Annotated in this window: 23 protein-coding genes; all 23 read left to right on the top strand. The window is 29.4% G+C overall.

What is annotated here, in order from left to right; all coding sequences use genetic code 11:
* The gene (gene cbiB, locus IAA47_08770; GenBank protein MBU3843053.1) at positions 1-960 is read left to right on the top strand and encodes an adenosylcobinamide-phosphate synthase CbiB; all 960 of its coding nucleotides are present in this window, start codon (positions 1-3) and stop codon (positions 958-960) included.
* Positions 960-2,018: an aminotransferase class I/II-fold pyridoxal phosphate-dependent enzyme gene (locus IAA47_08765; protein ID MBU3843052.1), complete on the top strand. Its 1,059-nt coding sequence runs from the start codon at positions 960-962 to the stop codon at positions 2,016-2,018. The genes cbiB and IAA47_08765 overlap by 1 nt, the downstream gene beginning before the upstream one ends.
* Complete coding sequence (locus IAA47_08760; protein ID MBU3843051.1) at positions 2,015-3,337, top strand: cobyrinate a,c-diamide synthase; 1,323 nt, start codon at positions 2,015-2,017, stop codon at positions 3,335-3,337. Before IAA47_08765 ends, IAA47_08760 begins: the two co-directional genes overlap by 4 nt.
* A gap of 6 nt (positions 3,338-3,343) precedes the next feature.
* Positions 3,344-3,991, top strand: a complete 648-nt coding sequence (locus tag IAA47_08755) for a precorrin-8X methylmutase (protein ID MBU3843050.1) — start codon at positions 3,344-3,346, stop codon at positions 3,989-3,991.
* A complete protein-coding gene (cbiD, locus tag IAA47_08750) occupies positions 3,992-5,116 on the top strand; it encodes a cobalt-precorrin-5B (C(1))-methyltransferase CbiD (GenBank protein ID MBU3843049.1) in 1,125 nt (374 codons plus the stop codon).
* Positions 5,103-5,735 carry a precorrin-6y C5,15-methyltransferase (decarboxylating) subunit CbiE gene (cbiE, locus tag IAA47_08745; protein ID MBU3843048.1) on the top strand — a complete coding sequence of 211 codons (633 nt, stop codon included), beginning with the start codon at positions 5,103-5,105 and terminating at the stop codon, positions 5,733-5,735. The genes cbiD and cbiE overlap by 14 nt, the downstream gene beginning before the upstream one ends.
* A 22-nt stretch (positions 5,736-5,757) precedes the next feature.
* Entirely contained in the window at positions 5,758-6,327 is a 570-nt protein-coding gene (gene cbiT / locus IAA47_08740) for a precorrin-6Y C5,15-methyltransferase (decarboxylating) subunit CbiT (GenBank protein MBU3843047.1), read from the top strand.
* A gap of 25 nt (positions 6,328-6,352) precedes the next feature.
* On the top strand, positions 6,353-7,081 hold the full coding sequence (cobI, locus tag IAA47_08735) for a precorrin-2 C(20)-methyltransferase (GenBank protein MBU3843046.1): 729 nt from the start codon (positions 6,353-6,355) through the stop codon (positions 7,079-7,081).
* On the top strand, positions 7,060-7,818 hold the full coding sequence (cobM, locus tag IAA47_08730) for a precorrin-4 C(11)-methyltransferase (protein MBU3843045.1): 759 nt from the start codon (positions 7,060-7,062) through the stop codon (positions 7,816-7,818). Before cobI ends, cobM begins: the two co-directional genes overlap by 22 nt.
* Positions 7,819-7,821: 3 nt before the next feature.
* Positions 7,822-8,808 (top strand): cobalt-precorrin 5A hydrolase, encoded by a 987-nt coding sequence (gene cbiG, locus IAA47_08725; protein ID MBU3843044.1) that lies wholly within the window; start codon positions 7,822-7,824, stop codon positions 8,806-8,808.
* Positions 8,801-9,532 (top strand): precorrin-3B C(17)-methyltransferase, encoded by a 732-nt coding sequence (gene cobJ / locus IAA47_08720; protein ID MBU3843043.1) that lies wholly within the window; start codon positions 8,801-8,803, stop codon positions 9,530-9,532. Before cbiG ends, cobJ begins: the two co-directional genes overlap by 8 nt.
* The gene (locus tag IAA47_08715) at positions 9,529-10,281 is read left to right on the top strand and encodes a cobalt-precorrin-6A reductase (GenBank protein ID MBU3843042.1); all 753 of its coding nucleotides are present in this window, start codon (positions 9,529-9,531) and stop codon (positions 10,279-10,281) included. Before cobJ ends, IAA47_08715 begins: the two co-directional genes overlap by 4 nt.
* A 170-nt stretch (positions 10,282-10,451) precedes the next feature.
* Positions 10,452-11,783 carry a dicarboxylate/amino acid:cation symporter gene (locus IAA47_08710; GenBank protein ID MBU3843041.1) on the top strand — a complete coding sequence of 444 codons (1,332 nt, stop codon included), beginning with the start codon at positions 10,452-10,454 and terminating at the stop codon, positions 11,781-11,783.
* 142 nt (positions 11,784-11,925) lie between these two features.
* On the top strand, positions 11,926-13,116 hold the full coding sequence (locus tag IAA47_08705) for a pyridoxal phosphate-dependent aminotransferase (GenBank protein ID MBU3843040.1): 1,191 nt from the start codon (positions 11,926-11,928) through the stop codon (positions 13,114-13,116).
* Positions 13,117-13,470: 354 nt separating this feature from the next.
* A complete protein-coding gene (locus IAA47_08700) occupies positions 13,471-14,181 on the top strand; it encodes an amino acid ABC transporter permease (GenBank protein ID MBU3843039.1) in 711 nt (236 codons plus the stop codon).
* Positions 14,174-14,902, top strand: coding sequence for an amino acid ABC transporter ATP-binding protein (locus tag IAA47_08695; GenBank protein ID MBU3843038.1), 729 nt, complete (start codon positions 14,174-14,176; stop codon positions 14,900-14,902). Before IAA47_08700 ends, IAA47_08695 begins: the two co-directional genes overlap by 8 nt.
* Positions 14,903-14,937: 35 nt before the next feature.
* Positions 14,938-15,663 carry a basic amino acid ABC transporter substrate-binding protein gene (locus IAA47_08690; GenBank protein MBU3843037.1) on the top strand — a complete coding sequence of 242 codons (726 nt, stop codon included), beginning with the start codon at positions 14,938-14,940 and terminating at the stop codon, positions 15,661-15,663.
* A gap of 114 nt (positions 15,664-15,777) precedes the next feature.
* Positions 15,778-16,491 carry a 2-phosphosulfolactate phosphatase gene (locus IAA47_08685; protein MBU3843036.1) on the top strand — a complete coding sequence of 238 codons (714 nt, stop codon included), beginning with the start codon at positions 15,778-15,780 and terminating at the stop codon, positions 16,489-16,491.
* Between the two features lie 6 nt (positions 16,492-16,497).
* A complete protein-coding gene (locus IAA47_08680; protein MBU3843035.1) occupies positions 16,498-16,638 on the top strand; it encodes a hypothetical protein in 141 nt (46 codons plus the stop codon).
* Positions 16,639-16,742: 104 nt separating this feature from the next.
* Positions 16,743-16,955 (top strand): hypothetical protein, encoded by a 213-nt coding sequence (locus IAA47_08675; GenBank protein ID MBU3843034.1) that lies wholly within the window; start codon positions 16,743-16,745, stop codon positions 16,953-16,955.
* Between the two features lie 32 nt (positions 16,956-16,987).
* Complete coding sequence (locus tag IAA47_08670) at positions 16,988-17,896, top strand: TIGR01212 family radical SAM protein (protein ID MBU3843033.1); 909 nt, start codon at positions 16,988-16,990, stop codon at positions 17,894-17,896.
* Positions 17,897-17,907: 11 nt separating this feature from the next.
* Complete coding sequence (locus IAA47_08665) at positions 17,908-18,762, top strand: MurR/RpiR family transcriptional regulator (protein ID MBU3843032.1); 855 nt, start codon at positions 17,908-17,910, stop codon at positions 18,760-18,762.
* Between the two features lie 21 nt (positions 18,763-18,783).
* Complete coding sequence (locus IAA47_08660) at positions 18,784-19,611, top strand: glucosamine-6-phosphate deaminase (protein MBU3843031.1); 828 nt, start codon at positions 18,784-18,786, stop codon at positions 19,609-19,611.
* The last annotated feature ends 45 nt before the right edge of the window (positions 19,612-19,656 follow it).

Below are 19,656 nucleotides of genomic sequence, written 5' to 3'. Positions count from 1 at the left end.
ATGAGCTTTATAATAAGATATAGTATAGCCTATATATTAGATTTAATTTTAGGAGATCCATATTGGTTTCCACACCCTGTAAGATTTATTGGAAAATTAATAGAGATACTGGAAAAACTCCTATATAGATTTAAGTGTAAAAAAATTACAGGTGGATTATTAGCTATCTTAACAATAGTAATTACTTTTATTATCTCTTTCTATATCACAAAAATTTCAACCATATTGGAAGTATTTTTCCTATATACAACTTTGGCAACTAAAAGTCTAGCTGATGAAGGAATTAGAGTTAGTAATATTCTAGCAGAAGGAGATATGGAAAAAGCTAAAAAGGAGTTATCTTATTTAGTAAGTAGAGATACTAATAGTATGGACATTACCCAAATAGTAAGAAGTATATTAGAGACAATAAGTGAGAATACAGTAGATGGAGTTATTGCCCCTATGTTTTTTGCCTTTGTAGGAAGCTTCTTTTCTATGGAGGGAGTATCTCTTGCTCTTCCTTTTGCTATGGGATATAAAGCAATAAATACTTTAGATTCTATGGTGGGATATAAAAATGATAAATATATAGATTTTGGAATGATATCTGCTAAGATAGATGATATAGCTAATTTTATTCCTGCTAGGTTAGCTGGAGGATTTATTATTCCTATTGGAGCTTTTATTTTAAGAATGAATTATAAAAATGCTTGGAAGATTTTTTATAGAGATAGATTAAATCATTCTAGTCCAAACTCTGGTCATTCTGAAGCTGCTTTTGCTGGAGCATTGGAAGTACAGTTTGGTGGAAGAACTAGCTATTTTGGAAAATGGCATGATAAACCCACTATTGGAGATAAGATAAGAGATTTTTCTTTAACTGATGTGAAAAAAGCAGTAAAACTTCTATATGTTTCATCTTGGGTAGGATTAGCTACGTTTATAATTTTATCTCAATTAATAGGAGTGTTGATATAATGGACTTACACGGTGGAAATATATATAGATTAAAAAGAGAGGGAAAAGGAGAATTATTAGATTATAGTTCTAATATAAATCCTTTGGGAACCCCTGAGAAATTTAAAAAAAGTGTGATAGAAAATTTTGATATATTAGAAAAATACCCAGACCCAGATTACATAGAATTAAGAGAGAGCATTGGAAAGTATAATAATGTTGATATAGAAAATATAGTAGTAGGAAATGGAGCTACAGAAATGCTTTTTCTATATATGAAGAGTTTAAAACCTAAAAAGGCTTTAATAGTGGCTCCTACCTTTGCTGAATATAGAAGGGCTTTGGAGAGTATAGATTGTGAAATAGATTATTTTGTATTAGATGAAAAAGAAGATTTTAATTTGAATATGGAAAAATTTATAGACTCTATACCTCAATGTGACTTAGTAGTAATGTGTAATCCTAACAATCCAACTGGAAATTTTATATCCATTGAAAATATAAAAAAAATAAATGAGGAGTTGAAAAAAAGAAATATAAAGCTTTTCATAGATGAAGCTTTTATAGAATTTATAAAAGGTTGGGAAAAATTTACAGCTGTAAATTTAAAGGATAGCAATATATTTGTAATGAGAGCATTAACAAAGTTTTTTGCTGTACCAGGGTTGAGATTAGGATATGGAATAAGTTATGATGAAAAGATAATGAAAACTCTTCCTAAATATAAAGAGCCTTGGAGTATAAATAGCTTCGCTGATATAGCAGGAAAAACTATGTTACGGGATAAAGAGTATATAGAAAAGAGTGAAAGTTGGATAGAAGAGGAAAAAGTTTGGTTTTATAATGAAACTCTAAAGATAGAGGGAATAAAAACATATAGAACTAACACAAATTTTATTTTGATACAACTTTTAAATAAGAGTTCTAATGAAGTAAGAGAAAAATTGATAGAGAGAGGAATAGTCATAAGAGATGCATCTAACTTTGTAGGATTAAATAATTACTATATTAGACTTGCTATCAAAGATAGAGAAAACAATATGAAGGTATTAAAAAATCTTGCTGAGGTGGTAAAGTGAAAGGTTTTATGATAGCTGGAGTAAGTAGTGGAATAGGAAAAACTACTGTATCAATGGGACTTATGTCACTCTTTGAAAATGTTTCTCCATTTAAAGTAGGTCCAGATTATATAGATACAACATTTCATCAATTTGTAACTGGAAATAAAAGCTATAACTTAGATTTGTTTATGATGGGAGAGGAGGGAGTGAAATACTCTTTCTATAAACATCATAAAGGAATCTCAATAGTTGAAGGAGTGATGGGACTATATGATGGAATGGATCATGGCTTAGATAATAATAGTTCGGCACATTTATCGAGAGTACTAGACCTCCCAGTTATTTTGATAGTTAGTGGTGGTGGAAAGAGTACAAGTATAGCTGCTGAAGTACTTGGATATAAAATGTTAGATAATAGAGTTAAAATAGCTGGTATAATAATTAATAGAACCACTGAAGCTATGTACAAACATTACAAAGAGGCAATAGAAAAATATACAGAGATAGAGTGTGTTGGCTATATACCTAAAGATGAAAACTTTGAGATTGGAAGCAGACATCTTGGACTTTTACAAGCTGGAGAGATAGATAATTTAAAATTTAAAGTTGAAAAATTGAAAGAAGTATTAATGAAAACTATCAATATAAAAAAACTTCTTGAAATAGCTGAACTTGGAGAGAGAGAGAAAGTAGATAATCCATTTGAAAATATAAAAAATAGATATAGTGGAGTGAAAATAGGAGTAGCCAAAGATAGAGCCTTTAGTTTTTACTATAACGATAACCTTGAACTTATGGAGGAGTTAGGAATAGAATTAATTCCCTTTTCTCCCATAACTGATAAAAAAATACCAGAAGTAGATTTACTATATTTTGGTGGAGGTTATCCAGAAAATTATGCTAAGGAATTATCAAATAACATAGAGATGATGAATAGTATAAAAGAATATTATAATAAAAATGGAAAAATCTATGGCGAGTGTGGTGGGTTTATGTACCTTAGCTCTGGAATAAAATTACTAGATGACAAATATTTTCCTATGTGTGATATTATAAAATGTAGTATAGAAATGAAAGATAGACTAGATATTTCTAGATTTGGTTATATATCTCTTCATGAAGATGAGAGTCTTGTAGGAAGAGGACACGAATTTCACTATTCAAAAATATATGATATAGAAAAGGATAGTAGAAAATATAAAGCCGTAAAACCTAATGGTAAAGAGTGGTCTTGTGTCTTTAAAGAAAAAAATTGTAGAGCTGGTTATCCACATATACATTTTTTTAAAAGTTTAGATTATTTAGATAAAATAATAAATGGACAGATAAAGGAGTAAAATTAAATGAGTACATATATAAAAGTTCCTCAAGATATTGAGAAGAGAAGTTTTGAAATAATAGAGGAAGAGTTAGGAGAAAAGAGAGAAAAATTTGATGAGAAAACTCTTCCTATCGTGAAAAGAGTAATACATACAACTGCTGATTTTGAGTATGCTGATTTGATAGAGTTTCATAATGGAGCTGTCGAGAGTGGAATGGAAGCTTTAAAAGATGGGTGTAAAATTTATTGTGATACAAATATGATAGTAAATGGTTTAAGTAAGTTAGTTTTAGGAAAATTTAATTCAACAGCCTATTGTTTAGTATCTGATGAAGAGGTTATAAAAGAGGCTAAAGAAAGAGGGGTTACTCGTTCAATAGTAGGAATGGAAAAAGCTGGAAAAGATGAGGAAACAAAAATATTTTTAATAGGAAATGCCCCAACAGCTTTATTTCAACTAAAAGAGATGATAGAAAAGGGAGAGATTAAAAAGCCTGCTCTTGTAGTAGGAGTTCCAGTTGGATTTGTAGGAGCTGCTGAATCAAAAGAGGTATTTAAAGAATTAAAACTTCCATATATAACTATAAATGGAAGAAAGGGAGGAAGTACTGTAGCTGTATCTATTTTACATGGAATACTTTATCAGATGTATAAAAGAGAGGGATTTTAAATGTCTGAAAATCTAAAGTATGGATATACCACTGGGACTTGTTCTGCTGTTGGTATAAAAGCTGGATTAGAGGCTCTTTTAAATAATAACTATTTAGAAAAAATAAAATTTACAGTTCTAAATGGAGAGGAAATTTTAGTTCCAGTAAATAAAATAAAAGTTAGAAAAAATTCGGTAAGTGTATCTATTATAAAGTATGCTGGAGATGACCCTGATGTAACTAATGGCATACACATATGTACAAAAGTAAAATTAGTAGATAAACTACCTGAAGTAGAAAGAGGACTGTATTTTGATAGATTTGTTTTAATTGGTGGAAGAGGAGTAGGAAGGGTTACTAAGCTTGGTTTACAGGTTGAGATAGGTAAATCTGCTATAAATCCAGGGCCTCAAAAAATGATAGAAAAAATAGTTAATGAAATATTAGAAAAGGAAAATAAAAAAGCGATAGTAACTATATATGTGCCAGAGGGGCGGGAGAAAGCTAAAAAAACCTTTAATCCTAAACTTGGGATAGTAGGAGGAATATCTATTCTTGGATCAACTGGTATTGTCAAACCCATGAGTGAAGAAGCTCTTAAAGACTCTATGTTCGTAGAGTTAAAAGTACTAAGAATGGATAAAAATAGAGATTGGTGTATTTTTACATTTGGTAATTATAGTAAAAATTATTGTGAAAGGTTAAACTTAGACTTAGAACAAACAACTGTCATAAGTAATTATGTGGGCTTTATGATAGACTCTGCTGTAAAACTTGGCTTCAAGAAAATTCTCTTACTTGGACATATAGGGAAAGCTATTAAAATAGCTGGTGGAATATTTAATACTCATAGTAGAGTGGCAGATGCACGTATGGAGATAATGGGAGCAAATGCCTTTTTATGTGGAGAGAGTTCTGAAAATATAACTAAGATATTGAGCTCTAACACTGTGGAAGAAGCTTGTGATTATATTGAAAAAAAAGAGTTTTTCTCTTTTATAGCTAATAAAGTAAAAAGAAAGGTAGAGGAATACTCTAGAGAAGAGTTAGAGTGTGAAGTTTTACTCTTCTCTTTCAAAGGAGATACACTTGGTTGTAGTAAAAATTTTTACCAAATGGCAGGTGAGTTAGCTGAAAAAGATTAATATAGTTGGACTTGGGCCGGGAAATATAGATTATATTACTAAGGGTGGTATAGATATTATAAAAAAGTGTGAGGTAGCAGTAGGAGGGGCAAGGCAATTAGAGGAGATATCCTCTCTACTCCTACCTACTTGTGAAAAATATACCTTGGGAAAACTTACCGAACTGATAAGTTATATAAATAGTCATAGAGATAAAAATATCTGTGTGATAGTATCTGGGGATACAGGTTTTTATAGTCTACTTAGCTTTATGAGAAAAAATTACTCAAGGGAAGAGTTAAATGTAATTCCAGGGATATCTTCATATCAATATCTTTTTTCTCGTATAGGAGAGGCATGGCAAGATTATAGACTTCTTAGTGTACATGGAAGAGAGACAGAATATATAGAGATATTTGCAGGAGAAAAGGGTATAGTATTACTTACTGATGGAATAAATACTCCATATGCTATTGCTAAGAATATATATAATGCTGGTTATAGGGATGTAGAGATTGTAGTAGGAGAGAGACTTTCCTATCCAGATGAGAAAATTACCTTTATAGATATTAAGGAGTATGAAAAGTTAAATAGAGAGTTTGCTATAAATATTGTTATAGTAAGAAAACTTAATATTTAAAAGAGAAAAGGAAGTGAAAAATTTGCATATATATGATAAGGATTTTGTTCAAGGGGAATTACCTATGACAAAACAAGAAGTAAGAGCCGTAACAGTTGCCAAACTTCAGTTAAAACCTAACTCTATATTGATAGATGTAGGAGCTGGAACAGGAACTATAGGTATTGAGTGTGCTACATATATTTCCAATGGAAAAGTAATAGGAATTGAAAAAGAGGAAAAAGGATTAGAGACTATAAAAGAAAATATAAAAAAATTTAATCTAACTAATTATGAGTTAATACATGGAAGAGCTCCAGAAGCTATTCCTAATATAGCATATGATAGAATGTTTATAGGTGGTTCGACTGGAAGTATGAAAAATATATTAGAACACTTTATAAAATATTCAACTGTTGATGCTAGACTTGTAATTAATACTATAGCTCTAGAAAGTCTGAATGATACAATGAGTTTATTAAAGGAGTATGGATTTAAAGATATAGAAGTGGTAAATATGATGGTATCAAGAGGTAAAAAAATAGGTCCATATACAATGATGTATGGAGAGAATCCTATTTATATAATTACTGTAGATAAAAATTCTTTATAAGAAAGATATAAAAAGGAGAGAATAGATGACAAATAAATTTTATGGTATAGGTGTAGGGGTAGGAGACCCAGAGCAAATAACTATTAAGGCTGTAAATACTCTAAAAAAATTAGATGTAGTAATAGTCCCAGAAGCTAAGAAAGCTGAAGGAAGTACAGCATATGAGATTGCTAAAGAGTATTTAAAAGAGGATATAGAGATAGTATTTATGGAATTTCCAATGTTAAAAAATCCATTGGATAGAATAGAAGGAAGAAAGTTTAATACAAGAGTAATCGAAAAGTTACTTGATGAGGGAAAAAATATAGGATTTCTTACAATAGGAGATTCAATGACATATAGTACATATGTATACCTATTAGAAAATATGCAAGATAAATATAAATCACAAGTGGAAACTATTCCGGGAATTTCCTCTTTTGCTGATATGTCATCAAGATTTAATTTCCCAATAGTTATGGGAGATGAATCGTTAAAAATAGTATCACTTAATGAAAATACAGATATTGAAAAAGAGTTAGCTGAGAGTGAAAATATTGTTTTTATGAAAGTTATGAGAAATTTCGAAAAATTAAGAGAAGCACTGATAAAAACAAATAATATGAATAATATCATAATGGTATCAAATAGTGGAAAGGATACAGAGAAAGTTTTTTATGATATATCTCAACTTACTAAAGAAGATATCCCATATTTTACTACAATGATTTATAAAAAGGGAGGTTTTGAAGAATGGAAAAAGTTTTCTTTATAGGAGCTGGACCTGGAGACCCAGAATTAATAACTGTTAAAGGGCAAAGAATTGTAAAAGAGGCAGATATTATAATATATGCTGGTTCATTAGTGCCAAAAGAGGTAATAGATTGTCATAAAGAGGGAGCAGAAATTTACAATTCAGCTTCGATGACATTAGAAGAGGTTATGGAAATTACAATTGAAGGAGCAAAGAGAGGTAAAAAGGTAGCTAGAGTTCATACAGGGGACCCAGCTATTTTTGGAGCACATAGAGAACAGATGGATATCTTAGATGAGCATGGAATAGAGTATGAAGTAATTCCTGGAGTAAGCTCTTTCTTAGCTTCTGCTGCTGCGGTAAAAAAAGAGTTTACTCTTCCTTCAATATCTCAAACTGTAATATGTACAAGGTTAGAGGGAAGAACACCTGTTCCTGAAAAAGAGTCTTTAGAAAGCTTAGCAACTCATAGAGCTTCTATGGCAATTTTTCTATCTGTACATATGATAGGAGAAGTAGTAAAAAGATTGGCTACCTCATATCCTATGACAACACCAATAGCTGTTGTTCAAAGAGCTAGTTGGCCTGATGAAAAAATTGTTATGGGAACTTTAGAAACTATAGAACAACAAGTAAAAGAGGCTGGAATATCTAAAACAGCTCAAATCTTAGTTGGAGATTTTCTAGGTGATGTATATGAAAAATCTAAACTATATGATAAGACATTCACTCATGAGTTTAGAAAGGGAGTAGAATAGAAGATGAAACTAGCTATATGGAGTGTAACAAGAGGAGCTAGTGAAGTAGCTATTGATATTGGAGAGAAGTTGGGAGGAGATATCTACACTCTTAAAAAATTTCAATTTAAAAATACTATACAGATTGAAAATTTTAATACTGAGCTAGAAAACAAGTTCGATAGTTATGATGGACATATTTTTATTATGGCAACTGGAATAGTAGTTAGAAAAATAGCCCCTCTCATTAAAAGTAAAGATATAGACCCCGCTGTTCTTGTGATAGATGAGGGAAAAAACTTTGTAATCTCTCTTCTATCTGGACATATTGGTGGAGCCAATGATTTAACATATAGGATTGCTAATTCTTGCTCTCTTCTCCCTATAATAACCACTAGTTCAGATGTTACAGGAAAGATAGCTATAGATACATTGGCACAAAAACTAAATTGTGAGATGGAATCTCTAAAAAAAGCTAAAGAGCTAACGGCTCTAATAGTAGATAACAAAAGAGTAGACATACTTCTTCCACAGAATGTAAAATTTAACAAAAGTGATGAGGCTGATGGTATAGTTATTGTTTCGAACAAAAAAAATATAGATGTGATGAGATTATACCCTAGAAACCTAATTATTGGAATAGGATGTAGGAGGGGAACTCAAAAGAGTGAAATAAGAAAAGCATTAAATGAAGTAATGGAAAAACATAATCTTGCATATGAGAGTATTAAGAAATTTTCAACTGTGGATATTAAAGCCGATGAAGAAGGTTTGATTGAATTTGTTAGAGAGCTGGATAAGGAATTAGAAATCATATCTAGAGATAAAATTTTGAGTATAGAGAATATGTTTGTTGGCTCAGAGTTTGTAAAAAAGCAGATAGGAGTTTCATGTGTTTCTGAACCATGTGCTTTATTAGCTTCTAATAGAGATGGAAAATTTTTAGAACAAAAATTTATTTATAATGGAATAACAATATCAATTTATGAGGAGAAGTTTGGAGATGAATAAAGGAAAAATATATGTAGTAGGAATAGGTCCAGGAAATATGGAAGATATTAGTATTAGAGCATACAATACACTTAAAAATGTAGATATAATAGCTGGATATATTACTTATGTAGATTTAGTAAAAGATGAGTTTAGTGAAAAAGAGTTCTATGTCTCTGGAATGAAAAAAGAGATAGATAGATGTGAAAAAGTTCTAGAACTAGCTAAAGAAGGAAAAAAAGTTGCGTTAATCAGTAGTGGAGATGCAGGTATCTATGGAATGGCTGGTATAATGATAGAGGTAGCTTTAGGTAGTGGAATTGAAGTAGAAATCATACCTGGAATTACTTCATCAGTAGCAGGAGCTTCACTTGTAGGAGCACCTCTTATGCACGATCAAGCTATTATTAGTTTAAGTGATTTATTAACTGATTGGGAGGTTATCACTAAAAGAATAGATAGAGCTAGTGATGGAGATTTTGTTATATCTCTTTATAATCCAAAAAGTAAGGGAAGAACTGAGCAAATAGTAGAAGCTAGAGAGATTATGTTAAAGTATAAGGCTGCAACAACTCCCGTGGCACTATTAAGACATGTGGGTAGAGAGGATGAAAATTATACTTTAACAACTTTAGAAGATATGTTAAATCATGAGATTGATATGTTTACTGTTGTTATAGTTGGAAACTCAAAGACATATGTAAAAGATGGAAAAATGATAACTCCTAGAGGATATCATCTATGATTTGGATAATTGGTGGAACGAAAGATTCCAGAGATTTTCTTGAAAAAATTTGTCCGATAAGAAAAGATATAATAGTTACTACAGCTACAGAGTATGGAGGCAAGTTACTTGAAAATTTACCAATAAAAGTTATTAGTAAAAAACTCACTTATTCTATGATGTTAGAATTTGTTGAAGAGAATAAAATAGATATGATTGTAGATTTATCACATCCATATGCTGTAGAAGTTTCACAAAATGCCTTAAAAGTAAGTAGTGAAAAAAATATAGAATACTTTAGATTTGAAAGAGAGGAGATCTCTTTACTCCCTCAAAAATATAAGGAATTTGATAATATTGCTACTCTTATAAATTATTTAGGAGGAGTAGAGGGAAGGGTATTAGTTACATTAGGAAGTAATAATATCCCATACTTTTCTGAATTAAAAAATCTAGATAATTGTTATTTTAGGATTTTACCAAAATGGGATATGGTTAAGAGATGTGAAGATGCTGGTATTTTACCTAAAAATATAATAGCTATGCAAGGACCCTTTACTAAAAATATGAATAAAGCTATGATAGAACAGTACGATATTAAATATTTAGTAACAAAACAAGCTGGAGATACTGGAGGAGAAAGAGAAAAAATAGAAGCTGCTGATGAAACTGGAGTTGAAGTTGTATTTTTAAGTAGACCAAATATTATTTATCCTAATCTTAGTAATGATATAGAAATATTGTTAAAAAGGGTACTAAAAAAGCCTTAATAAAATATACTAAACTAATAGAGAAGTTTTTTCTTAATTGAGAAAATTTCTCTATTTATTTTTCTAAAATATTATGACAAAATTGTGAAAAACTCTTTGACATATTTTAAATTTTAGAATATAATAATTTTTAGGAATTTTTTTAATTAATTATTAGGAGGAAAAAATAAATGAAAAAACACTCTAATACACTAGCTATTAAAATGAGTATAGCTCTAGTGTTAGGTATCATTGCTGGATTTTTATGTATCTTTTTAAGGGAAAAAGTAGGAGTAGAAAGTGGAGCTTGGAAATTTTTAAACTTCTTACTGTTCCAAGATATAGGAGCTAAAGGTGGAGAAAGAGCAATCGGTTTATTTTATATAATAGGACAACTATTTATAAATTCATTACAGTTAGTAATTATACCAATGGTATATACATCAATAACTCTTGCTATATGTCATATCAGTGATACAAGAAAACTAGGACGTATATCTTATAAAACTTTAGGATTCTTTTTAGTATCATCAGTATTAGCTTTAACTTTAGCTGGATTTGTTGGAATGGCTTTAAATATGTCTGGAGCTTTTAACATCCAAATTGAATCAGGTGTTAATGTAGTAACAGGAAAAACTGGAAGTAATCCACTTCTTATGATTATGCAAATAGTTCCAAATAATATATTTGCAGCGTTTTCACAAAATGGTGGAGTTTTAGCGGCTGTATTCTTAGCTGTATCTACTGGACTTTGTATTAATTCACTTGGGGATAAAACACACTATGTAAAAGGATTTTTACAAGAGATTAATGATATTGTTATAAAGTTTTTATCATTTGTTATAAATACTTTTGGACCAATAGCTATATTTGTTTTATTAACTAGAACATTTGCTGCTTACGGAGTAGAGCACTTAAAACCAGCTTTAATTTACGTAGTATCTACAACAATAACATTACTTTTATTCTTAATATTTGGATATTCACTTTTAATAGTAGCTTCAACAAGATTAAGTCCTTTACCATTTATAAGAAAAGCTTCTAAGGTAGCTTTATTTGGATTTTCTACATCTTCATCTGCAGCTACTTTACCATTAAATACAAAAACTACTGTAGAAGAACTTGGAGTTAATGAGGATATAGCTTCATTTGTACTTCCACTAGGAATGACTACTAATATGAATGGAACTGCTATTATGCAAGTTATTGCTGCAGTATTTGTGGCAAGTACAGCTGGATACGAGTTAGGACTTGCTAATATATTTGTTATTGGAGTTCTTGCACTAATAGCTTCAGTTGGAACACCAGCGGCACCTGGAGCTGGAGCAATAGTACTATTTACAATACTATCTGGACTTGGATATGTTAATGATACAGCAATACTTACTTATTCATTAATACTAGCTATTAATAGACCTATAGAGATGTTAGTAACTTCTCTAAATGTAATAGGAGATAGTGCTGCTAGTATATATGTGGCTAAGAGTGAAAATATGTTAAATGAAGAAACTTATAATAAATAAAATATAGTAAAACTAGAAATGGGAGTTGTAAAATTCAATATATGATACAACTCCTATTTTTATTTTAATAAATATTTTGAATTTTTTTTAAAGTTATGATAAAATTAATGAATGAAAATTAAAATTGAAAAGAGGGAGAGTTATGAAGATATCCAATAGAGCAATAGAGATGAATTTTTCACCAATAAGAAAGTTGATACCTCTTGCAGATGAAGCAGAAAAAAGAGGAATTAAAGTATATAAATTAAATATAGGACAACCTAATATAGTAACACCAGATTCTTTTTTTGAAGGTTTAAATAACTATAAAGAAAAAATTGTTACATACTCAGATTCAAAAGGAATTTTAAAATTAAGAGAAAGTTTTGTAAAAAGTTATAAAGCTAGTGGAATTGATATAGATGTAGATGATATCTTAATTACACAAGGTGGTAGTGAAGCTATTTTATTTACAATTATGGCTATTTGCAATGAAGGTGAAGAGATACTAGTTCCAGAGCCTTTCTATTCAAATTATTCAAGTTTCTCAGCTTTTTCAGGAGCAAAGGTTAAGCCTATTCCTACTACTATAGAGAATAATTTCCATCTCCCTTCTCAAGAAGAGATAGAGAAATTAATTACACCTAAAACAAGAGCTATTATGTTTTCTAATCCAGTAAATCCAACTGGAACTGTTTATACAGAAGAAGAGATTAGAATGATTGGAGAAATAGCTAAAAAATATGATCTATATATAATAGCTGATGAAGTATATAGACAATTTGTATATGATGATAGCCCATATACATCAGTTATGAAGATGGAAGATTTAAAAGATAGAGTAATATTAGTAGATAGCATATCAAAACACTATAGTGCTTGTGGTGCTAGAATAGGGCTTATAGCTAGTAAAAATCATGAATTAATGAATTATATTTTAAAGTTTTGTCAAGCTAGACTATGTGTTTCTACAATTGAGCAACATGCTGCAGCAAACCTTATAAATACAATGGATAGCTATTTTGAGGATGTAAGATTAAAGTATAAAAGTAGAAGAGATCTAATGTATGGATATTTAAGTAAAATACCTGGTGTAATCTGTTCTAAGCCTCAAGGAGCTTTTTATATTTTTGCAAAACTTCCTGTAGATAATGCTGAAAAATTTGCTAAATGGTTATTAACGGATTACTCTTATGATGGAAAGACTCTACTTATAGCTCCTGGGCCAGGATTTTATCAAACAGAGGGCATGGGAGAGCAGGAAGTAAGATTTTCATTCTGTACAAATGTTGATGATATTGAAAATGCTATGATAGTTTTAAGAAGAGCTCTAGAGGAATATAATAAAAAATAATTTCTAAAAACAAGAAAAAATAATTGACTTTTTTAACGATATGGGGTATAATCGAATAAAATTAAAAAAAGGAGGAAGTAAAATGTTAAGGAATTTTAGGATGAGGAATTATAGAGATAAAATTTATAATAATATAGCCTTGTCTATTAAAATGACTGCATTATACTAACTTTTTGAAAAGATTGAAGAAGGTAATTTTATTTTTTTCATGAGCATAAAAGAGTAACCAATATTAAGTAATATATTAGTGATATTGGATTATTTAAGGGTATGTAATACAGACATTTTTAGTGTCTGTATTTTTTTTTATAAAAAATAAAAATATATAATAATTAAAAGTATTAAGGAGGAAAAATGGAGTATTTAGCACTACTGAAAGATATTTTTATAGGAGGTGAGAGATATAAATATATATTAAATGGACTTGCCTTTTCTGTAGGAACAACAGCTTTGGCAGCTATAATAGGAGTTGCTCTAGGAATATTTATAGCTCTATTACAACTTTCACATTTTTATCCATTTAAACATAGTGAAAAATGGAAAAAATTTAACCCACTTTCAAAATTGGCCTTTGCTTATGTTGATTTAATAAGAGGAACACCAGCAGTGGTACAACTTATGATTTTAGCAAACTTAATATTTGTAGGAAGCTTAAGAGATACACCTATTTTAGTAATAGCTGCTATCTCATTTGGTATTAACTCTGGTGCTTATGTTGCTGAAATAATAAGAGCTGGAATAGAAGGATTAGATAAAGGACAAATGGAAGCTGCAAGAGCTTTAGGAATGAATTATGGTCAAGCTATGAAAGAGATAATTATACCTCAAGCTGTTAAGAAAATTTTACCAGCACTTGTAAGTGAATTTATAACTTTATTAAAAGAAACATCTATAGTTGGATTTATAGGTGGAGTTGACTTATTACGTTCGGCTAATATTATTACAAGTCAAACATATAGAGGTGTAGAACCACTATTAGCTGTAGGTCTTATCTATTTAATTATGACAGCTATGTTTACTAAATTTATGAGAGGAATAGAAAAGGGGTTGAAAGTAAGTGATTAAGATTGAAAAATTATGTAAAAGTTATGGAAATTTAGAAGTATTAAAAGGAATAGATGCTAAGGTTAATAAAGGTGATATTATTGCTATTATTGGACCATCTGGAAGTGGAAAATCTACATTTTTAAGATGTATCAATAAATTGGAAGAACCAACAAGTGGACATATATATATAAAAGATCAAGATATAATGGATGAAAAAACTGATATAAATTTAATTCGTCAAAAAGTAGGGATGGTGTTTCAACACTTTAATCTATTTCCACATAAAACTGTTATGGAAAATTTAACATTAGCACCTATGAAATTAAAAAATATATCTCAAGAAGTTGCCGAGAAGAAAGCTCTTGTTTTACTTGAAAAAGTTGGACTTAAAGATAAAGCAAGTAGTTATCCAAACCAATTATCTGGAGGACAAAAACAAAGAATAGCTATTGCTAGAGCTTTAGCAATGGAGCCTGAAATAATGTTATTTGATGAACCTACATCAGCTCTAGACCCTGAAATGATAAAAGAGGTTCTAGATGTAATGAGAGAGTTAGCTGAAGAGGGAATGACAATGCTTATAGTAACTCATGAGATGGGATTTGCTAAAAATGTTGCAAATAGAATTTTCTTCATGGATAGAGGAAACATATTAGAGGATACTACTCCAAATGAATTATTCTTTAATCCTAAACATGAAAGAACACAAGAATTCTTAAATAAAGTATTAAATAAATAATTAAAAAATCTTAATAAAAAAGGAGAATATTTATTATGAAAAAACTATTAAAAAAAGCTTTAATTGGAATAATGGTGCTATCTTTATCGGCTACAGCTTTAGCTAAAGAAAAAATATATGTTGGAACAAATGCTGAATTTCCTCCATTTGAATATTTAGAAAATGGAAAAATAACAGGATTTGATATTGAATTAATGAACGAGATTGGAAAAGTATTAAATGCTGATATAAAAATCCAGGATATGGCTTTTGATGGGTTATTACCAGCTTTACAATTAAAGAAAGTTGATGTTGTAATAGCAGGAATGACAGCTACTGAAGAGAGAATGAAAACAGTTGCATTTACACAACCTTATTATACAGCTAGTCAAGTTATAATAGTAAAAGAAGGAGATAACAGTATAAAATCTTTTGAGGACTTAAAAGGAAAAAGAGTTGGAGTTATGTTAGGATTTACTGGTGATACTGTTGTAAGTGAGATAGAAGGAGTTAAAATAGAAAGATTTAACGCTGCTTATGCTGGTATAATGGCTTTAAAAGCTGATAAGGCTGATGCTGTTGTTTTAGACTCTGAACCAGCTAAAAATTATGTAAAACAAAATCCAGGATTAAAATTAGCTGAGGCTGATGCAGCAAAAGAAGAGTACGCTATAGCTATAAGAAAAAACGATAAAGCTCTATTAGAAAAAATTGAAAAAGCTTTAACTGAAATAAAAGCAAATGGAACTTATGATAAATTAATAGAAAAATATTTTAACTAATAAAAAAAGCTACCAAATTCTAAGTAAAAAGTTAGAATGGTAGCTTTTTTATTTGACTTTTCACAAATAATAGGATATTCTCTTATTAGGAAAGAGTATAAATAGGGAGGAGATATGAAAATAGATGTAATTGATATTGCTGGTAATATTACTCAAGAGAAAGTAAAAGGAAAAACAGCTATTATAATAGATGTTTTAAGAGCTACTAGTGTTATAACAACTGCTTTAGCAAATGGTGTAAAGGCTATATATCCATACAAAGATATTGAATCTGTTTTAGAAAATTCTAAGAAAGATACTAATCCTTTACTTTGTGGAGAAAGAAAGGGAATTAAAATAGTTGGATTTGATTGTGGTAATTCTCCGCTAGAATATTCAAAAGAGTTAATAGAAGGTAGAAATATGTATATGACTACTAGCAACGGAACAAGAGCAATAGAAAAAAGTGCCATTGGAGCAGAGAGAATATATATAGCATCTTTTTTAAATATAGGAAGAATAGTTAAACAAATTATAGAAGATAATAAAGATATAGTAATTATATGTTCTGGTACTGATGATAATTTTTCGTTGGATGATGCACTTTGTGCTGGAGAAATAATCAAAAGAGTAACTAAACAAAAAAATATAGAATTATCTGATATAGCTATAGCATTAAAAATTATAGCAGAAAATTCTAAAGATATAGCCTTAACTTTAACTGGAACTAAACACTATGAGTATTTGAAATCTATCGGTTTTATAGAAGATATGAAACATTGTTTTACAATAGATAAATATGATATTTTACCATTTTATAAAGATGGTAAAATATTAGTAAAGGAGTAGAGATAAATGAAAATAAAGTTAGCAATTTTTATAGGAAGTTTATTTTTTCTAGGTTGTACAAGTACTCATAAATTAAAAGTAGAAGACTTTTTTGTAGAAAATGATCAAACTATTCTGGAGGATTTGAGAATGCTAATTATAGAATAGACTCTAATATAATAGAGTTAGATGGTAAAAAATTTTTAGTAGAAAATACAATAGATACAGCTACAACTGTTCAAAGAGTTTATTACTTAAATAATGAAGAGATCTTGCTTTTATTCACTGGAGAAGCTCAAGTAGCAGATTTATCTACTCTTGATATAAATTCTGGAGAAATAGTATTAAAAGCTCCTCTTATAGTAGGAAAAACTTGGATTTCTAATGGAAATACTTATGAAATAATATCTGTAGTTGAAGATGAAATACAAGTTAAAAAAACTTTTAAAAGTGGAATAGAAAAGATTATGATTCTTAAAAAATAAAGAATATTGTAACAAAATTTATAGAGGAAAAAATGAAAAGATATAATAGTTTAGATAATTATTTTAAATTAACTTTTGGAAAAAAAATATATAAAGTTTCTCTTGACGGAGGCTTTACTTGCCCTAATAGAGATGGAAAATTAAGTAAAAAAGGGTGTATATTTTGTAGTGAAAGAGGTAGTGGAGATTTTGCTGGAAAACGTGGAGATGAAATATATAATCAAATTGAAGAACAATTAAAATTAATAGAAAAGAAATTTCCAGAAGGTGAAGTTATAGCTTATTTTCAAAATTTTACAAATACATATGCTGATGTAAATTATTTGAGAGAGATTTATACAAGAGCCTTATCTCATCCTAGAGTGGTTGGACTGGCTATTGCTACTAGACCAGATTGTTTAGGAGAGGATGTATTAGATTTGTTAGATGAATTAAATAAAAAATATTTTATTTGGATAGAATTAGGATTACAAACTATAAATGAAGAGGTAGCTAGAAGAATTAATCGTCAATATCCATTGCAAACTTATATAGATGCTACTAAAAAATTAAATGAAAGAAAAATTAAGTTTGTAACTCATATTATTGTTGGACTTCCTTATGAAGATGAAGAAGACCCACTGAAAACAGCTGTATTTGCAGAGGAATGTGGAACTTGGGGAGTTAAAATTCATCTACTTCATGTTATTAAAAATACCATTTTAGAAGAACTTTATAATAGAAATGAATTAAAATTACAAAAAAAAGATGAATATGTGAAAAAAATAGTTAAAATTTTGGCAAATTTATCGTATAATATAGTTATACACAGAGTAACAGGTGATGGAGATAAAAATAGTTTAATCGGTCCACTTTGGAGTTTGAACAAAAGAGATGTTTTAAATAGTATTGATAAACTTATGAAAGAGGAAAATGTTACTCAAGGAAGTATGAAAAAATAGGAGGACTTATAATGGGGGTACTTATTAAAATTGAAAGTATGTTAAAGGATATGAGTTCTACTGAAAAAAAAGTAGGAAAATATATTTTAGAACATCCCGAAAAGATTAAAGAATTTAATACTTATGAATTAGCAAATATTACCAATACAAGTCAAGCTACTGTGGTTAGATTTGCTAAAAGATTAGGTTTTAAAGGATTTCCAGATTTTAAACTTTCATTAAGTCAAGATTTGGGAAATAGAAAAGCTGAATCTCATATAAATATTATGCACGAAGAGATTAAAGCCGAGGATAGTTTTGAAATAATTGGAAGAAAAATTGCTACTGAAAATATAACAGCTATAAGTGATACATGTGATGTTACTGATTTTGAGGAATTAGAGAAAGCAGTAATAGCTCTTTCTAAAGCAGACAAAGTAATGTTAGCTGGAATTGGATTCTCAGGTATAGTAGCAAAAGATTTTTTCTATAAACTTTTAGAACTTGGAAAACATGCATTAATAGAAACGGATACTCATATGCAACTAAGTTGTTTAAGTACAATGGGAGCAAATGATGTTCTCTTTGTTATCTCTCACAGTGGTAAAACAATGGAGATGTACAATATAACAAAAATTGCTAAAAGCAAAGGAATAAAGGTTATTGCTATGACTAGTATAGCTCCTAATCCTATAAGGGATTTAGCTGATATAAAATTGAGTACTGTAGAGATGAAAAATAATTTTAGATCAACAGCATTATCACCAAGAATATCACAATTAACTGTAATAGATATGTTATATATAAAAATGATGTTAGAAAATAAAAATATGCAAGACTATATCTTTGATGCTATTGAATTAGTTCAAGGGTTTAAAATAAAATAAATTTAATTAGGAGGAATAAAAATGAGAGTAATTATTACTGATAAAAATGTAGGAGATTGGGCAGCAGTATATGTAGCAAGAAAAATTAATGAGTTTAAGCCAACTAAAGAGAGACCTTTTGTACTAGGACTACCTACTGGAGGAACACCATTAGAAATGTATAAGAGATTAATCCAATTAAACAAAGATGGAATTGTTTCTTTTGAAAATGTAGTTACATTTAATATGGATGAATATGTAGGACTTACACCTGATAATGATCAAAGCTATCACTACTATATGCATCATAATTTCTTTGCTCATATTAATATTCCAAAGGAAAATATCAATATTTTAGATGGTATGGCAAAAGATTATAAAGCAGAGTGTCAAAGATATGAAGATAAAATAAAATCTTACGGTGGTATTCATCTATTCTTAGGAGGAATTGGTCCAGATGGACATATAGCATTTAATGAGCCTGGATCATCTCTTTCATCAAGAACTAGAGATAAGGAGTTAACAATGGATACAATAATAGCTAACTCTAGATTCTTCGGTGGAGATATCAATAAAGTTCCTAAACTTGCTTTAACTGTTGGAGTTGGAACTATATTAGATGCTAAAGAGGTTTTAATCATGGTAACAGGTGCAAATAAAGCTAGAGCTCTTCAACATGGAGTAGAGGAAGGAGTAAACCATATGTGGACTATCTCAGCTCTTCAACTACATAGAAGTGGTATTATTGTTTCAGATGAAGCTGCTTGTTCAGAGTTAAAAGTAAGCACTTACAGATATTTTAAAGATATAGAGAAAGAAAACTTAGATTCAGAAAAATTATTAGCTGATTTATACAACGAAAATAAATAAAATATTTAAATCAACTAGGGAAAGTTGCGTTAATTATGTAGCTTT

The organism is Candidatus Fusobacterium pullicola (assembly GCA_018883725.1).
Classification (GTDB): Bacteria; Fusobacteriota; Fusobacteriia; order Fusobacteriales; family Fusobacteriaceae; genus Fusobacterium_A; species Fusobacterium_A pullicola.
This window is presented reverse-complemented; position numbering and strand designations above follow the sequence as displayed.